General features: G+C 75.4%; 12 protein-coding genes. 6 read left to right on the plus strand and 6 right to left on the minus strand.

The annotated features are described in order from the left end of the window. Positions 1-8 precede the first annotated feature (8 nt). Together IE219_RS26920 and IE219_RS26925 are read right to left on the minus strand one after the other, a co-directional pair. Complete coding sequence (locus IE219_RS26920) at positions 9-1,316, minus strand: MFS transporter (protein ID WP_229850026.1); 1,308 nt, start codon at positions 1,314-1,316, stop codon at positions 9-11. Positions 1,317-1,405: 89 nt separating this feature from the next. Beyond that, the gene (locus IE219_RS26925; protein WP_189982089.1) at positions 1,406-2,005 is read right to left on the minus strand and encodes a hypothetical protein; all 600 of its coding nucleotides are present in this window, start codon (positions 2,003-2,005) and stop codon (positions 1,406-1,408) included. Between the two features lie 93 nt (positions 2,006-2,098). Here IE219_RS26925 and npdG point away from each other — a divergent pair, with 93 nt between their 5' ends. Together npdG and IE219_RS26935 are read left to right on the plus strand one after the other, a co-directional pair. Next, on the plus strand, positions 2,099-2,827 hold the full coding sequence (gene npdG, locus IE219_RS26930) for an NADPH-dependent F420 reductase (protein WP_189982091.1): 729 nt from the start codon (positions 2,099-2,101) through the stop codon (positions 2,825-2,827). Positions 2,828-2,956: 129 nt separating this feature from the next. Continuing rightward, positions 2,957-3,154, plus strand: a complete 198-nt coding sequence (locus tag IE219_RS26935; RefSeq protein WP_189982093.1) for a hypothetical protein — start codon at positions 2,957-2,959, stop codon at positions 3,152-3,154. Between the two features lie 7 nt (positions 3,155-3,161). Here IE219_RS26935 and IE219_RS26940 read toward each other — a convergent pair whose 3' ends face one another. Continuing rightward, positions 3,162-3,956 carry a site-2 protease family protein gene (locus IE219_RS26940; protein ID WP_189982096.1) on the minus strand — a complete coding sequence of 265 codons (795 nt, stop codon included), beginning with the start codon at positions 3,954-3,956 and terminating at the stop codon, positions 3,162-3,164. A 157-nt stretch (positions 3,957-4,113) separates the two neighbouring features. On the opposite strand from IE219_RS26940, the gene IE219_RS26945 reads away from it, so the two are divergent. Further along, complete coding sequence (locus tag IE219_RS26945) at positions 4,114-7,404, plus strand: AfsR/SARP family transcriptional regulator (protein ID WP_373298894.1); 3,291 nt, start codon at positions 4,114-4,116, stop codon at positions 7,402-7,404. A gap of 29 nt (positions 7,405-7,433) precedes the next feature. Here the strand turns inward: IE219_RS26945 and IE219_RS26950 are convergent, their stop codons facing one another. From IE219_RS26950 to panB, 3 genes are all read right to left on the minus strand, one after another. Next, entirely contained in the window at positions 7,434-8,291 is an 858-nt protein-coding gene (locus IE219_RS26950) for an ABC transporter permease (protein ID WP_189982099.1), read from the minus strand. Continuing rightward, positions 8,288-9,280, minus strand: coding sequence for an ATP-binding cassette domain-containing protein (locus IE219_RS26955; RefSeq protein ID WP_189982102.1), 993 nt, complete (start codon positions 9,278-9,280; stop codon positions 8,288-8,290). Before IE219_RS26955 ends, IE219_RS26950 begins: the two co-directional genes overlap by 4 nt. A gap of 109 nt (positions 9,281-9,389) precedes the next feature. Next, on the minus strand, positions 9,390-10,253 hold the full coding sequence (panB, locus tag IE219_RS26960; protein ID WP_189982104.1) for a 3-methyl-2-oxobutanoate hydroxymethyltransferase: 864 nt from the start codon (positions 10,251-10,253) through the stop codon (positions 9,390-9,392). A 372-nt stretch (positions 10,254-10,625) separates the two neighbouring features. Between panB and IE219_RS26965 the strand changes: the two genes are divergently transcribed. The 3 genes from IE219_RS26965 to IE219_RS26975 all read left to right on the plus strand — a co-directional run bounded on the left by IE219_RS26965 (position 10,626) and on the right by IE219_RS26975 (position 14,341). Next, positions 10,626-12,218: an MFS transporter gene (locus IE219_RS26965; RefSeq protein ID WP_189982106.1), complete on the plus strand. Its 1,593-nt coding sequence runs from the start codon at positions 10,626-10,628 to the stop codon at positions 12,216-12,218. 76 nt (positions 12,219-12,294) lie between these two features. Beyond that, positions 12,295-12,963, plus strand: a complete 669-nt coding sequence (locus tag IE219_RS26970) for a TetR/AcrR family transcriptional regulator (protein ID WP_229850028.1) — start codon at positions 12,295-12,297, stop codon at positions 12,961-12,963. A 364-nt stretch (positions 12,964-13,327) separates the two neighbouring features. After that, the gene (locus IE219_RS26975; protein ID WP_229850030.1) at positions 13,328-14,341 is read left to right on the plus strand and encodes an endonuclease/exonuclease/phosphatase family protein; all 1,014 of its coding nucleotides are present in this window, start codon (positions 13,328-13,330) and stop codon (positions 14,339-14,341) included. Positions 14,342-14,352 lie beyond the last annotated feature (11 nt).

Below are 14,352 nucleotides of genomic sequence, written 5' to 3' on the forward strand. Positions count from 1 at the left end.
GGCGGGGTTCAGACCGCCCGCGCCGCCTCCTCCCGCCGGGCCTTGCGGCGCAGCGCGTCCTCGTCGGTGGCGGAGTCGTACCGCAGCAGCTTCGGCAGCACCGCGCACAGCAGCCCCACCGAGACCACACAGGCCACGCCGCCCGTCCAGACGGCCGTGCGGGTGCCCGTCCAGCCCGCCGCCACACCCGCCCTGACCTGCCCGAGCTGCGGTCCCACGCTGTACGAGAGCACCTCGATGCCCGCCAGCCGGCCGCGCAGCTCCTCCGGGATCGTCTGGTTCCAGATCGTCGACCGGCCCAGCCCGCTCAGCATGTCCCCGGCGCCCGCGCACGCCAGGCAGAGCAGCACCAGCCACACGTTCCCGAACCAGCCCGCCGCCGCGATCGACAGGCCCCAGCCCGCCGCGCCGCCCGCCACCAGCAGCCCGTGCCGCCGCACCCGCGAGGTCCAGCCGCTGGTCAGCCCCAGCACCAGCGACCCCACCGACCCCGCCGCGTACATCAGCCCCAGCGACCACACCGCGTCCAGCTCGTCCGCCAGGAACGGGAAGATCGTGTTCGGGAAGGCGAAGAACATCGCCGCCAGGTCGATCGCGTACGTCCCCAGCAGCACCGGCCGCGACCACGCGTACCGCGCGCCCTCCGCGATCGACCGCAGCGACGGCTTCTCCGCGCCGCCCGCCGGGGGCGCCGGGCTCAGCCGCCGGCACATCAGCACCGAGACCGCGAACCCCGCCACCGTCACCCCGTACGCCGGGGCGTGCCCCGCGTAGGCCACCACCAGGCCCGCCAGCGCCGGGCCCCCGATCGACCCCAGCTGCCAGCGCAGCGAGTTCAGCGCCGCCGCGGCCGTCTGCTGCTCGTGCGGCACGATCCGGGCCAGCAGCGAGTCCAGCGCCGGCCGCTGGAGCCCGGCCAGCGCCGACACCCCCGCCGCGACCACGTACAGCGGCCACAGCAGCGGCTCCTCCAGCAGCGCGTTCCCCAGCAGGAGCAGGGCCAGCAGCCCCAGCCCCGCCTCCGTCGCCACGATCACCCGGCGCCGGTCCACCGCGTCCGCCAGCGCCCCGCCGTACAGCCCGAAGACCACCAGCGGCACCAGCTCCACGGCGCCCATCGCGCCCACCGCCAGCGGCGAGTCCGTCAGCTCCTTGATCTGGAGCGGCAGCGCGACCATCGCCAGCGCGCTCGCGCAGTACGTCACCAGCCCCTGCGCCCACAGCAGCCGGAAGTCCCGCGACGCGTGCCAGGGAGCGGTGTCGGGCAGCACGGCCCGCAGACGGGCCCACGGCCCGGGAGAAGCAGAAGAAGACACGAAGCGCCATGCTCCGACCCCGCCCGGCCCCGGGCAAGCGAATTACCCCGCCCCCGCCCGCCCCCGCCCGCCCCGCCCGGGACGAGCCGCTACCAGCGGGACGGCGGCGGCGCCGTGAGGCGGTCGGCCAGCCGCGAGAGCCGGTCGCGCAGCCCGCCGCCGCGCGGCCCCGGCAGCGCGTTCTCGCCCGCCGCCGCGCTCACCAGGTGCTGCACCGTGTCGAGGTCCACCCCCGCCCCCGGCGCGACCGACAGCGCCTCGTGCGCCAGCCCCCGCACCTCCGTGTCCCCGGCGTCCAGCGAGAGCACCGTCGCCCCCGCCCGCCGCGCGTCGTGCACCCGCTGGAGCAGTCCCGCCCCCGGCCGCCCGGGCGCGACGACCAGCAGGGTCGCCCCCCGCCCGGCCGCCTCCAGCCGGCCCAGCCCGGCGGCCAGGTGCGCCGGCGCGTCCGGCCCCACCCGGTGCCGCACCAGCGTCGGCGCCAGCTCCGGCTGCCCCGACCAGGCCGCCTCGTCCACCAGGTGCGCGGCCAGGTGCCACGGCTCGTACGCCTCCGTGCCCACCAGCAGCAGCCCGCCCCGGCGCGGCACCACCGCACCCCGCAGCGCCCCCGCGAAGCGGCGGGCCGCGCCCGGCCACTCCGTCCCCGCCAGCACGTCCCGCAACAACGCCACCCGCACCGCATCCATGGCGCCGCATGATGCCCCGCCCGCCGCCCCCGCGCCGCGCACTCCTCGCCGAACCACCCGAACGGGGACCGAACCGGTGGGTAGGGTCGGGCCATGACTTCCTCGACTCCCGCCCCGGGGACGACCCCCGACCCCGCCGCCAAGAAGGCCCCCAAGGACCCCTGGGACCTCCCCGACGTCTCCCACCTGGTCGTCGGCGTCCTCGGCGGCACCGGCGACCAGGGCCGCGGCCTCGCCTACCGCCTCGCCGCCGCCGGCCAGCGGGTCGTCATCGGCTCCCGCGCCGCCGACCGCGCCGAGGCCGCCGCCGCCGAGATCGGCCACGGCGTCCGCGGCGCCGACAACGCGACCTGCGCCCGCGACAGCGACGTCGTCATCGTCGCCGTGCCGTGGGACGGCCACGCCAAGACCCTGGAATCGCTCCGCGCGGAACTGGCCGGCAAGCTCGTCGTCGACTGCGTCAACCCGCTCGGCTTCGACAAGAAGGGCGCCTACGCCCTCAAGCCCGAGGAGGGCTCCGCCGCCGAGCAGGCCGCCGCGCTCCTCCCGGACTCCCGGGTCACCGCCGCCTTCCACCACCTCTCCGCCGTCCTCCTCCAGGACGCCTCGATCGCCGAGATCGACACCGACGTGATGGTCCTCGGCGAGGAGCGCGCCGACGTCGAGACCGTCCAGGCGCTGGCCGGCCGCATCCCCGGCATGCGCGGCGTCTTCGCCGGCCGGCTGCGCAACGCCCACCAGGTCGAGTCGCTCGTCGCCAACCTGATCTCCGTCAACCGCCGCTACAAGGCCCACGCCGGCCTGCGCGTCACCGACGTCTGAGCCGCCGCCCCGGCGGCCCGCGCCCGGCCGGATCCGCTTTCCGGCCGGAGCCGGAGGGGGGACGCTTCGGGGCATGGGGGACACTGGTCGGGCACCGACACCGCCCGGACCCGACAGGAGCCGACCCCCATGCCCCGTCTCGCCCTCTACGCCCTCGCGGTCTGCGCCCTCGCCGTCGCCGCCGCCGTGATCTCCTTCGTCAACGGCAGCTTCATCGGCGTCGTCTGGGTCCTCCTCGCCGGCCTCTCCTCCAACATGGCCTGGTACTACCTCCGCCGCGCCAAGGCCGAGAAGGCCGCCGCCCTCGCCCCCGCCGAGCCGGCCTAGAAGCGCTCTAGACCCGGCAGCCGACCGGCGTCCCCTCCCAGAAGCGGTACAGGGCCGAGCCGCAGGCCCGGTCCAGGACCGGCACGTCCAGCGACCGCAGCAGGGCGTCCACCCCGTCGAAGAAGGCGCCGTTCAGCGCGGGCACGAACAGCAGCGCGATCACCACGAAGAAGCCGTACGGTGCGTACGGCGCGACCGCGCGCCTCGCCCCGGCCGACAGCCACGGCTCCACCACGCCGTACCCGTCCAGCCCCGGCACCGGCAGCAGGTTCAGGAGCGCCGCCGTGACCTGGAGGAACGCCAGGAACGCCAGCGCGTACCGGAAGCCGTCCGGCACCCCGTCCAGCGCCCCCAGCCAGAACGGGGCCGTGCACGCCACCGCGAACAGCACGTTCGCCAGCGGGCCCGCCGCCGACACCAGGCTGTGCCGCCACCGGCCCGGAATCCGGTCCCGCTCCACGAAGACCGCCCCGCCCGGCAGGCCGATCCCGCCCAGCACCACGAACAGCACCGGCAGCACCACACTGAGCACCGCGTGCGTGTACGCCATCGGGTTCAGCGTCAGATAGCCCTTCGCGCCCACCGTGACGTCCCCGCCGTACAGCGCCGCGCGGGCGTGCGCGTACTCGTGCAGACAGAGCGAGACCACCCACGCCGAGGTCACGAAGAGGAAGACCGGCAGGCCCGGCAGGGCCCCGAAACCGGTCCACACCGCCCAGCCGGTGACGGCCATGACGGCGAGGATCGCCAGGAACACCGGACTGATCCGGCGCTCCCCGCGGCGGACGGCTGCCGAACTCATCACGGACTCCCCCGGAAAGGCGCCCGGCGGCCGCCCCGCACCGGCGGGCACCGGCCGGTGGACGCGGACCGCGCGGACCGGCGCGGACGCCGTGCGGACTGTGTGCGGGAGAACGTACCGCCTCCCGCCGGGGTTCCCCCCGCCGCCCTCACGGAGAATGGGACCCGTGCGTTACTGCCTCCTCGGACCGACCCGCGTCCTCGCCGACGACGGCACCGAGCTGCCCGTCGGCGGCCCCCGCGTCCGCGCCCTGCTCACCGCGCTCGCCCTGCGGCCCGGCCGGGTGCGGACCGCGACCGCCCTCGCCGACGAGATCTGGCACGACGACGAACCCCCCGCCGACGCCCCCGCCGCCCTCCAGGCCCTCGTCGGCCGCCTCCGCCGGGCCCTCGGCCGCGACCGGATCCGCTCCGACGGCGGCGGCTACCGCCTCGACGCCGCCCGCGACGACATCGACGCCCACCGCTTCGAACGGCTCACCGCCGACGGCACCGCCGCCCTCGCCGCCGGAGACCCGGCCCGCGCCGCCGCCCTCCTCGACGAGGCCCTCGCCCTGTGGACCGGCCCCGCCCTCGCCGACCTGCCCGACCGGGACGCCGAGGCCGCCCGCCTCGACGCCCGCCGCCTCGACGCCCGCCGCGCCCGGCACGCCGCCGCCCTCGGCCTCGGCGCCGCCGCCGAGACCCTCCCCGCCCTCACCGCCCTCTGCGCCGCCCACCCCCTCGACGAGCCCCTCCAGGCCCTGCGGATCCGGGCCCTGCGCGACACCGGCCGGGACGCCGAGGCGCTCGCCGCCTACGAGGACGTGCGCCGCACCCTCGCCGACCGGCTCGGCACCGACCCCGGCCCCGCGCTGCGCGCCCTCCACGGCGAACTCCTCGCCCCCGCCCCGGCCCCCGCACCCCTCCCCGCGCCCGCCGGCCCGGCCCCCGCGCCCGGCAATCTGCGGGCCCGGCTCACCTCCTTCGTCGGCCGCGACGAGGAGATCGCCGCCCTCCGCCAGGACCTCGCCGCCGCCCGGCTCGTCACCCTCCTCGGCCCCGGCGGCGCGGGCAAGACCCGGCTCTCCCAGGAGGCCGCCGAACGGTCCGCCGCCACCTGGCCCGACGGCGTCTGGTCGGTCGAACTGGCCCCGGTCCGCGACCCCGAGGCCGTCCCCGAGGCGGCCCTGACCGCGCTCGGCGCCCGCGAGACCGTGCTGCGCGGCGCCGGTGCCGAGGAGCTCCGGGCCGGCGGCGACCCGCTGTCCCGACTCGTGGAGCACTGCGCCGGCCGCCGCGTGCTCCTCCTCCTCGACAACTGCGAACACGTGGTGGAGGCGGCGGCCCGGCTCGCCGAGACCGTCCTCGCCCGCTGCCCCGGCGTGCGGATCCTCGCCACCAGCCGCGAACCGCTCGGCGTGCCCGGGGAGCGGCTGCGGCCGCTCGGCCCGCTGCCGGAGGAGACCGCGCTGCGGCTCCTCGCCGAGCGCGGCGCCGCCGTCCGGCCCGGCTTCGACCCGGCAAAGGACCCCGAGGCGGCCCGCGAGGTGGTGCGCCGCCTCGACGGGCTGCCGCTCGCGGTGGAGCTGGCCGCCGCCCGGCTGCGGGTGCTGTCGGTCCGGCAGATCGCGGACCGGCTCGACGACCGCTTCCGGCTGCTCACCTCCGGCGCCCGCACCGTGCTGCCCCGGCAGCAGACGCTGCGGGCCGTCGTCGACTGGTCCTGGGAGCTCCTGGAGGCGCCCGAGCGGGCCGTGCTGCGGCGCCTCGCCGTCTTCACCGGCGGCTGCGGCCTGGAGGCGGCCGAGGCGGTGTGCGCCGGACCCGAGGGCCTGGACGTGCTCGACCTGCTGGGCGCCCTGGTCGACAAGTCGCTGGTGGTCTCCGCGCCCGGCGAGGACGGGATGCGCTTCCGGCTCCTGGAGACCGTCGCCGAGTACGCGGCCGAACGGCTCGACGAGGCGGGCGAGCGGGCGGCGGCCGAGCGGGCCCACCTCGTCCACTACCGCGAACTCGCCCGCCGCACCGATCCGGAGCTGCGCGGCGCCGGACAGCTCGCCGCCATGGCCCTCTTCGACACCGAGTACCGCAACCTGCGCACCGCGCTCGCGCGGGCCGTCGCCGCCCGCGACGAGGACGAGGCGCTCGTCCTCGTCCACGCCCTGCTCTGGTACTGGCAGCTGCGCGACCTGCGCTCCGACGCCCTCCAGGGCGCCCGGTCCGCCGCCGCCCTCGGCCCCGACCCCTTCGGGCCGCCCGCCGCGCCCGTCGTCCCGCTCACCGAGCCGTGCACCGCCGCCCCGCCGCCGCTCTCCGAGGAGCAGCGCTGGGAGGCCCGGCGCGGCGTCCGGCTGGTCGAGCTCATCAACATGGACCACGAGACGGCCCGCTGGACCAGCCCCGAGGGCGTCGCGCGGCTCCGCGTCATCACCGCCGCCTACGCGCCGGGACTGCCCCAGACCTGCCGGATGCCCGGCTCCTACGCGGTCTTCGCGGTCCTCGTCACCGGCGAGGCGGAGCGGCTGAACGACCTCCTCGACACCACCGTCGAGGCGTGCCGCCGGTACGGCTACGCCTGGGAGCTCGCCAGCATCCTGCACATGCGGGCCAACATGCGGGCCAACCGGGGCGCCTGGGCACAGCGGGCCATCGCCGACGCCGACGAGAGCCTGGAGATCTTCGAACGGCTGGGCGACGCCTGGGGCGCGGCCGAGGCGCTGTCCTCCCGGGCCGAGGCCCACGAGCGGCGGCTGGAGTACGACGAGGCGGCCCGGGACTTCACGGCCGCCATCGGCTACGCGGAGAAGATCGGCGCCGCCTCCCAGCAGGCCCTGCTGCGCGCCCGGTACGCCGACATCCTGGTGGAGACCGGCCGGATCGAGGAGGGCGAGGCGCTGCTCCGCTCGCTCATGGACGACGGCCCCGGCTCGGGCCACGAGGCGCAGCTCGGCGCCCGGCTCTACCTGGCGCTGACCCTGGGCAGGACCGGCCGGACCGGCGAGGCGCGCGAGCACCTGCTGACGCTGCGGCGGGAGTTCGGCAGCGAGACCCTCTCCCTCTTCGAGGGGTTCACGCTCGGCGCGCTGGGCTGGATCGACGTCCTGGAGGGCGACCACGCCGCCGCGTTCGCGCACGCCGCCGAGGGCTTCCGCAGTTCGCTGGGCGACCTGTCGATGATGGTGGCCCCGCAGATGCCCGCCCACCACCTGATCGTCGTGGCGTGGGCGCTGGGCGGCCTCGGCGGGCCGGGGGCGCGGACCGCGGCGGTGCTGCTGGGCGCCCAGGAGGGGCTGCTGCCGGCCGGGCACCGCCGGCAGACGATGGAGCGGGAGAACCTGGCGCGGGCGACGGAGACGGTCCGCGCGGCCCTCGGGGACGACGCCTTCGCGGCGGCGTACGCCGAGGGCGGCGGCCTCTCCCTGGAGGAGGCCGCCGCCCTGCTCGAACGCGCCGCCGACGCGATCTGAGGCGCGCCGAGTCCCGGTGGCCCCGCGGGTCAGGTCTTCTTGCGGAACTTGGAGACCGCCAGCGGGGCGGTGACCAGGGTGATGCCGACGGCCCAGGCGAGCGTCATCCACACGGAGTGGGCGACGGGACCGCCGTTGATCAGGTTGCGGGCGGCGTCGGCGAGGTTGGAGAGCGGGTTGTACTCGGTGAAGCTCTGGAGCCAGCCCGGCATGGTGGTCGGCTTGGCGAAGATCGACGAGCCGAACTGGAGCGGCATCAGGACCAGCATCGCCATGCCCTGGACGGCCTGGGGCGTCTTCAGGCTGAGGCCGAGCAGGATGAAGATCCACATCAGCGAGGCGCCGAAGGCCAGCGACAGGCCGATCGCGGCGAACAGGTCGAGGACCGAGGTGTGGATCTCCAGGCCGAGCAGGAAGCCCATGCCGAGGAGGATCGCGGTGGCCACCAGCATGCGGCCGATCTCGACGACGATCTTCGCGATGAGGACGGAGGAGCGGGCGATCGGCATGGTCCGGAACCGGTCCATGACGCCCTTCTTGAAGTCGTCGTTGACGCCGCTGCCGACGGCCATCGCGATGTTCATGCCCATCATCGCCATCAGGCCGGGCACCAGGTAGTTCACGTACTCCTGCTGGTTGCCCTTGCCGGCCATCGCGCCGCCGAAGACGTACACGAACAGCAGGATGAAGATGATCGGCATCAGGACGGCGTCGAACATCGACTCCGGGTCCTGCTTGATCTGGAGGGCGTTGCGCCGGGCGAGGGCGCCGATGTGGCGGAGGTTGGCCCGCAGGCCGATCCGGCCGTCGGCGGCGCCGGCGGGCCGCCGGGCGGGCGGGGCGCCGGGGGCGTCCACGGGGGACTGGGGCAGGGTGGTGGCGCTCATGCGGCGGCCTCCTCGTGGATCGCGTCGGAATCGGCGGTCTTCTGGCCGGTGAGGGCGAGGAACACCTCGTCGAGGCTGGGCAGGTGGGTGCCGATGTGGGAGATGCCGAAGCCGCGGGCGCCGAAGAGGCCGACGACGGCGGTCAGCTGCTCGTCGCTGAGGATCGGCACGTACAGCGCGTCCTCGTCGGGCACCACGGTCGCGCCGGCGACCCCGTCGAGACCGGCCTCGCGGAGCGCGGCGGCCATCGCGGGCAGGTCGGCCGGGTCGGCCGGGCGGACCTTCAGGGTGCGGCCGCCGACCCTGGCCTTCAGCTCGTCCACCCCGCCCCGGGCGATGACCCGGCCCCGGTCGATGACGGTCAGCTCACTGGCGAGCTGCTCCGCCTCCTCCATGTACTGGGTGGTGAGCAGGACGGTGGCGCCCTCGGCGACCATCCGCTGCACCTCGTCCCACACCTCGTTGCGGGTGCGGGGGTCGAGGCCGGTGGTCGGCTCGTCCAGGTAGAGCACGGCGGGCCGGCCGATCATCGAGGCGGCCAGGTCGAGGCGGCGCCGCATGCCGCCGGAGTAGGTCATGGCGGGGCGCTTGGCGGCCTCGGTGAGGGAGAAGCGCTCCAGGAGCTCGTCGGCGCGGCGGCGGGCGTCGGCGCGGGACAGGTCGAGCAGCCGCCCGATCATGTACAGGTTCTCGAAGCCGGAGAGCTTCTCGTCGACGGAGGCGTACTGGCCGGTGAGTCCTATGGTGCGGCGCAGCTGGCGGGGCTGGCGCACCACGTCGTAGCCGGCGACGAAGGCGGTCCCGGCGTCCGGGACGAGGAGGGTGGACAGGCAGCGGACGAGGGTGGTCTTCCCGGCGCCGTTGGGCCCGAGGACGCCGAGGACGGTGCCCTCGCGGACGTCCAGGTCGACCCCGTCGAGGGCCTTCGTCGCGCCGAAGTGCTTCACGAGGCCCCGTACCTCGACGGCGTTGGTGTGTGATCGCGTCATGCCCCCCATGGAACAGGCCGCCACCGACAGCCCGCCCACAGACGGCCGACAGCCCGCCGCGGGGGATGTCGGCGGGCTGTCGGTGGTGCCGGAAATGGTCGGGCGGGACCTAGTGGAAGGTGTGCTCCTCGGCGGGGAAGGACCCGCCGGCCACGTCCTGGGCGAAGGCGCGGGCGGCGTCGCCGAGCGTCTCGCGGAGGTGGGCGTACTGCTTGCTGAAGCGCGGGGTCTTCCCGGCGGTCAGCCCGGCCATGTCGGTCCAGACGAGGACCTGGGCGTCGGTGCCGGGGCCGGCGCCGATGCCGATGACCGGGATGTCGAGGGTGCGGGTGACCTCGGCGGCCAGTTCGGCCGGGACCAGTTCCAGGACGAGCGCGAAGGCGCCCGCGTCCTGGGCGGCCTTGGCGTCGCGCAGCAGCCGGTGGGCGCCCTCGTCGGAGCGGCCCTGCACCCGGTAGCCCATGGTGTTCACGGACTGCGGGGTCAGGCCCAGGTGGGACATGACGGGGATGCCGGCCTGGACCAGCGCCTCGGTCTGCGGCAGGGAGCGCTCGCCGCCCTCCAGCTTGACCGCCTGGACGCCCGCCTCCTTCACCAGCCGGGTGGCGCTGCGCAGGGCCTGGACGGGCCCCTCCTGGTACGAGCCGAAGGTGAGGTCGCCGACGACGAGGGCGCGCCTGGTGCCCCGGACGACGGCGGCGGAGAGGATGGCCATCTCGTCGAGCGTGACGGGCACGGTGGTCTCGTAGCCGAGGTGGCAGTTGCCCATGGAGTCGCCGACGAGGATCACGGGGATGCCGGCCTCGTCGAAGACGGAGGCGGTCATCGCGTCGTAGGCGGTGAGCATGGGCCACTTCTCGCCGCGCTGCTTGGCGGCGGCGATGTCGTGGACGGTGAGGCGGCGCGAGCCCGTGCCCCCGTACAGCGTCTTCGTGCTGTCGGCGGGCGGTTTCTGGGCAGCCTGAAGCGTCATGGTGAACGGCTCCTTCGTCATCTCGAGGCGCCCTGACGGCGTCCCCGGACCACATCCATGGTGGCACTTCGCCGGGCGGGCGGGGAAGTGGGGCGGCGTGGTGCTGTTCACACGGCGGTGGTACGGGCGCCACACCGGCCGCACGCCCGCCACGCGCCCGTCGCGCCCCCTTCGTACGCCCGTCACGTCCCCTTCGTACACCCGCCGCGCGGCCGGGGCGCGTCGGGGCCGCCGCCCCGGCCGTGCCCCGGAAGCGGTCCGGAAGCGGTCCGGGCCCGGCCCGGGTGCGGTCCGGGTATCCGGACGCAAAGAGTCCCCCATCTTTTTCGATACGAGACGGTCTCGTTTCGTAATGGGTCTAGAGTGGGCCGCATGTCCGCACCGTCCTCCGCCGCGCCCTCGCGCGTCCCCGAAGCCGTCCACCGCCGCCGGTGGGCCGTCCTCGGCGTCCTGATGCTCAGCCTGCTCATCGTCGTCCTCGACAACTCGATCCTGAACGTGGCGGTCAAGACGATCGCCTCCCCGGCCCCCACCGGCCTCGGCGCCACCCAGAGCGAGCTGGAGTGGGCCATCAACTCCTACACGCTCGTCTTCGCCGGGCTCCTCTTCGCCTCCGGCCTCCTCGGCGACCGGCTCGGCCGCAAGAGGTCCCTCCTCTTCGGCATCACCGTCTTCGGCCTCGGCTCCGCCCTCGCCGCCTTCTCCGGCTCCCCGGGCGAACTGATCGCCTACCGGGCCGTCATGGGCCTCGGCGCCGCCTTCGTCATGCCCGCCACCCTCGCCGTCCTCATGAACGTCTTCGAGCGCGACGAGCAGCCCAAGGCCATCGGCATCTGGGCCGGCAGCGTCGGCCTCGCGATAGCCGTCGGCCCCATCACCGGCGGCGTCCTCCTGGAGCACTTCTGGTGGGGCTCGATCTTCCTCGTCAACGTGCCCGTGGTGCTCCTCGCCCTGGTCCTGATGGCCTGGCTCGTCCCCGAGTCCCGCGACCCCGCGCCCGGCCGGATCGACCTCGTCGGCGTCCTGCTCTCCGTCCTCGGCCTCGTCCTCCTCGTGTACGGCATCATCCGCGGCGGCGAGCGGGCCTCCTTCACCGAGCCCGGGGTCCTGCTCCCGGCCCTCGGCGGCCTCGCCGTCCTCGTCGTCTTCGTCCTGTACGAGAAGCGCAGCGACCACCCGGCCCTGGACGTCTCGTACTTCCGCAAGCCGGTCTTCTCGGCCGCCGTCGCCGCCATCGCCCTGGTCTTCTTCGCCCTCATGGGCGTGACCTTCTTCTCCGCCTTCTACCTCCAGAGCGTCCGCGGCTACAGCGCCCTCGACTCCGGCCTGATGCTGCTGCCGCTCGCCGCCGCCCAGATGGTCTTCGCGCCCCGGGCCCGGCACGCCGTCGACCGCTTCGGCGCCCGCGCGGTCTGCGCCACCGGCATGGCCGCCGTCGCCCTCGGCCTCGGCGCCTTCGCCTTCTTCGACGCGGACACCCCGGTCTGGGTGATGTGCCTGGTCTTCACCGTCCAGGGCACCGGCATGGCGCACATCATGCCGCCGGTCACCGTCGCGATCATGCAGTCGCTGCCGCGCGAGAAGGCCGGCTCCGGCTCGGCCATCAACAACACCTTCCGCCAGGTCGGCGGCGCCCTCGGCGTCGCGGTGCTCGGCTCCGTCCTCTCCTCCGTCTACCGGGGCGAGATCGAACCCCACCTCGACGTCCTCCCGCCGGCCGCGCGCGCCGCCGCGGGCGAGTCGCTGGAGGCCACCCTCGCGGTCGCGGAGAAGCTCCACGCCGACGCCCTCGTCACCCCCGCGTACACCGCCTTCCTCGACGCGATGCACGTCACCGCGTACGCCTCGGCGGGCATCGCGGCGGTCGGCGCGATCGTCGTGGGCGTCTTCCTGCCGGGCCGGACCCCGGCCGCGCCCGCACCGGCCCGGCCCGGCGCGGACGCCCCGGAGCCGGCCCGCCGCTGACCCGGCCGCGCGGGGGAGGGGCGGAGGAGACAATGGAGGGGGTGGCGGCTTTCCACGACGACGAGAGGCGGAGCGCGTGTCCTTGACGGACGGCGAGAACCCCGGCGACCCCGGACCGGCCCCCGGCCGGGAGACCGCGCGGCCGGCCTGTGCCGAGGGCGGGGCGCGGCGCGGCCGGCCCCGCAGCGAGGCCGCCGACCAGGCGATCTTCGACGCCGTCGTCGGGATGCTGGAGGCCGGGGTCCCGCTCGGGGACATCTCCATCGAGCGGATCGCCCGCACCGCCGGCGTCGGCAAGGCCACCATCTACCGCCGCTGGTCCGGCAAGGAGGACCTCTTCGTCGAGCTGATCCGCTCGGTCGAGCCGCCCGACCCCGCGCTGCCCGGCACCTCCGTCCGCGACGACCTGATCATGTTCCTGGAGTTCATGCGGCAGCGCGGGCTCGCCAAGCGCGGCTCCGCGCTGCTGCGGAACGTCTTCGCCCAGATGCAGACCCACCCCCGGCTCTGGGAGCAGTACCACCGCACCGCCATCGAACCCCGCCGCCGGGTGGGCATCGAGGTGCTGGAGCGCGGGGTCGCCACCGGCGAGGTCCGGGCCGACCTCGACCTGGACCTGGTCAGCGACCTGTTCGTCGGGCCCCTGCTGCTCCGCACCGTCCTCCACCCCGACGCCGAACTGCCGCCGGACTTCCCGGCCCAGGTCGTCGACGCGATCCTCGCGGGCGTCCGCCCGAGCGCCTGAGCCCGGGCCCCGAGGCCGAGCGCCTGAACCCGGGGCCCTGAGCCCGCTCCCGGTCCCTGAGCCCGCTCCCGGGTCCGGCCCCTGGCCGAAGCGTCCTGGGCCGGACCCCCGCCCGGGTTCCGTTTCCGTTTCGCGGTACGGGTCCCGGCCGGGGTCCGTACCCCCGAAGCCGCACCCCGCGAATGTGCGCGTTCTGTCACAGCCCGCCCGAACCGGCTCTCCGCCGGAACTCCGGCACGCGCCTCGCCCGTCCCTGGGGGAGTGCGCCGGGCCCGGCATCGCCTAGGGTCGTGGCCGGGGCCCGGAGCACCGACGGCACGGCGGCACGGCAAGGCGAGTGAGGACAGCGATGGCGCGGGTGGACATGACGGAGACGGACCACGACGGCGCGGAGAGCGAGCCCTCCGCCCCGCGCGACCGGTTCCGCTCCGGTGCCCGGCGCCTGCTCCGCGACCCCGGGATCTGGCGGCGCGGCATCCTGCTGGCCCTGTGCGCCGTCGTCCTGACGCTCGTGATGGCCTTCCACTCACGGATCCCCAACCGGATCGGCAACCTCGGCAGCCTCACCGAGACCTTCCTCCCCTGGGCCGGCCTCCTCGTCCCGCTGCTCCTCCTGTGCGCCCTGCTGCGCCGCTCCGCCACCGCCCTGCTCGCCCTGCTCCTCCCGACGGTCGTCTGGCTCGACCTCTTCGGCGGCCTGGTCGCCGACAAGTCGGCGGACGGCGGCGACCTCACCGTCGCCACCCACAACGTCAACGCCGACAACCCCGACCCCGAGGGCACGGCCCGTCAGCTCGCCGCCTCCGGCGCCGAGGTGCTCGCCCTGGAGGAGCTGAAGGACGGCATGGTGCCGGTCTACGAGCGGGGGCTGGCGAAGGCGTACCCGTACCACTCGGTCCAGGGCACCGTCGGCCTGTGGAGCAAGCTGCCGCTGCGCGACCCGCAGCCGGTCGACATCCACCTCGGCTGGACCCGCGCCATGCGCGCCACCGTCATCGCCCCGCAGGGCGAGGTCCGCGTCTACGTCGCCCACCTCCCCTCCGTACGGGTCAAGCTCAACGCGGGCTTCACCGCCAACCAGCGCGACACCAGCGCCAACGCGCTGGGCGAGGCCATCTCCGAGGACCGGGCGCCCCGGATCGTCCTCCTCGGCGACCTCAACGGCACCCTGAACGACCGCGCGCTCAACGGCGTCAGCGCCCAGCTCCGCTCCACCCAGGGCGCGGCCGGCGACGGCTTCGGCTTCTCCTGGCCGGTCTCCTTCCCGATGGCCCGGATCGACCAGATCCTGGTGCGGGGCGTCGAGCCGGTGTCGTCCTGGACGCTGCCGAAGACCGACAGCGACCACCTGCCGCTGGCCGCCCGCGTCCGCTTCTAGCCCGCCGCTCC

Origin of the sequence: Streptomyces termitum, assembly GCF_014650175.1 — a bacterium.
GTDB classification, from domain to species: Bacteria; Actinomycetota; Actinomycetes; order Streptomycetales; family Streptomycetaceae; genus Streptomyces; species Streptomyces termitum.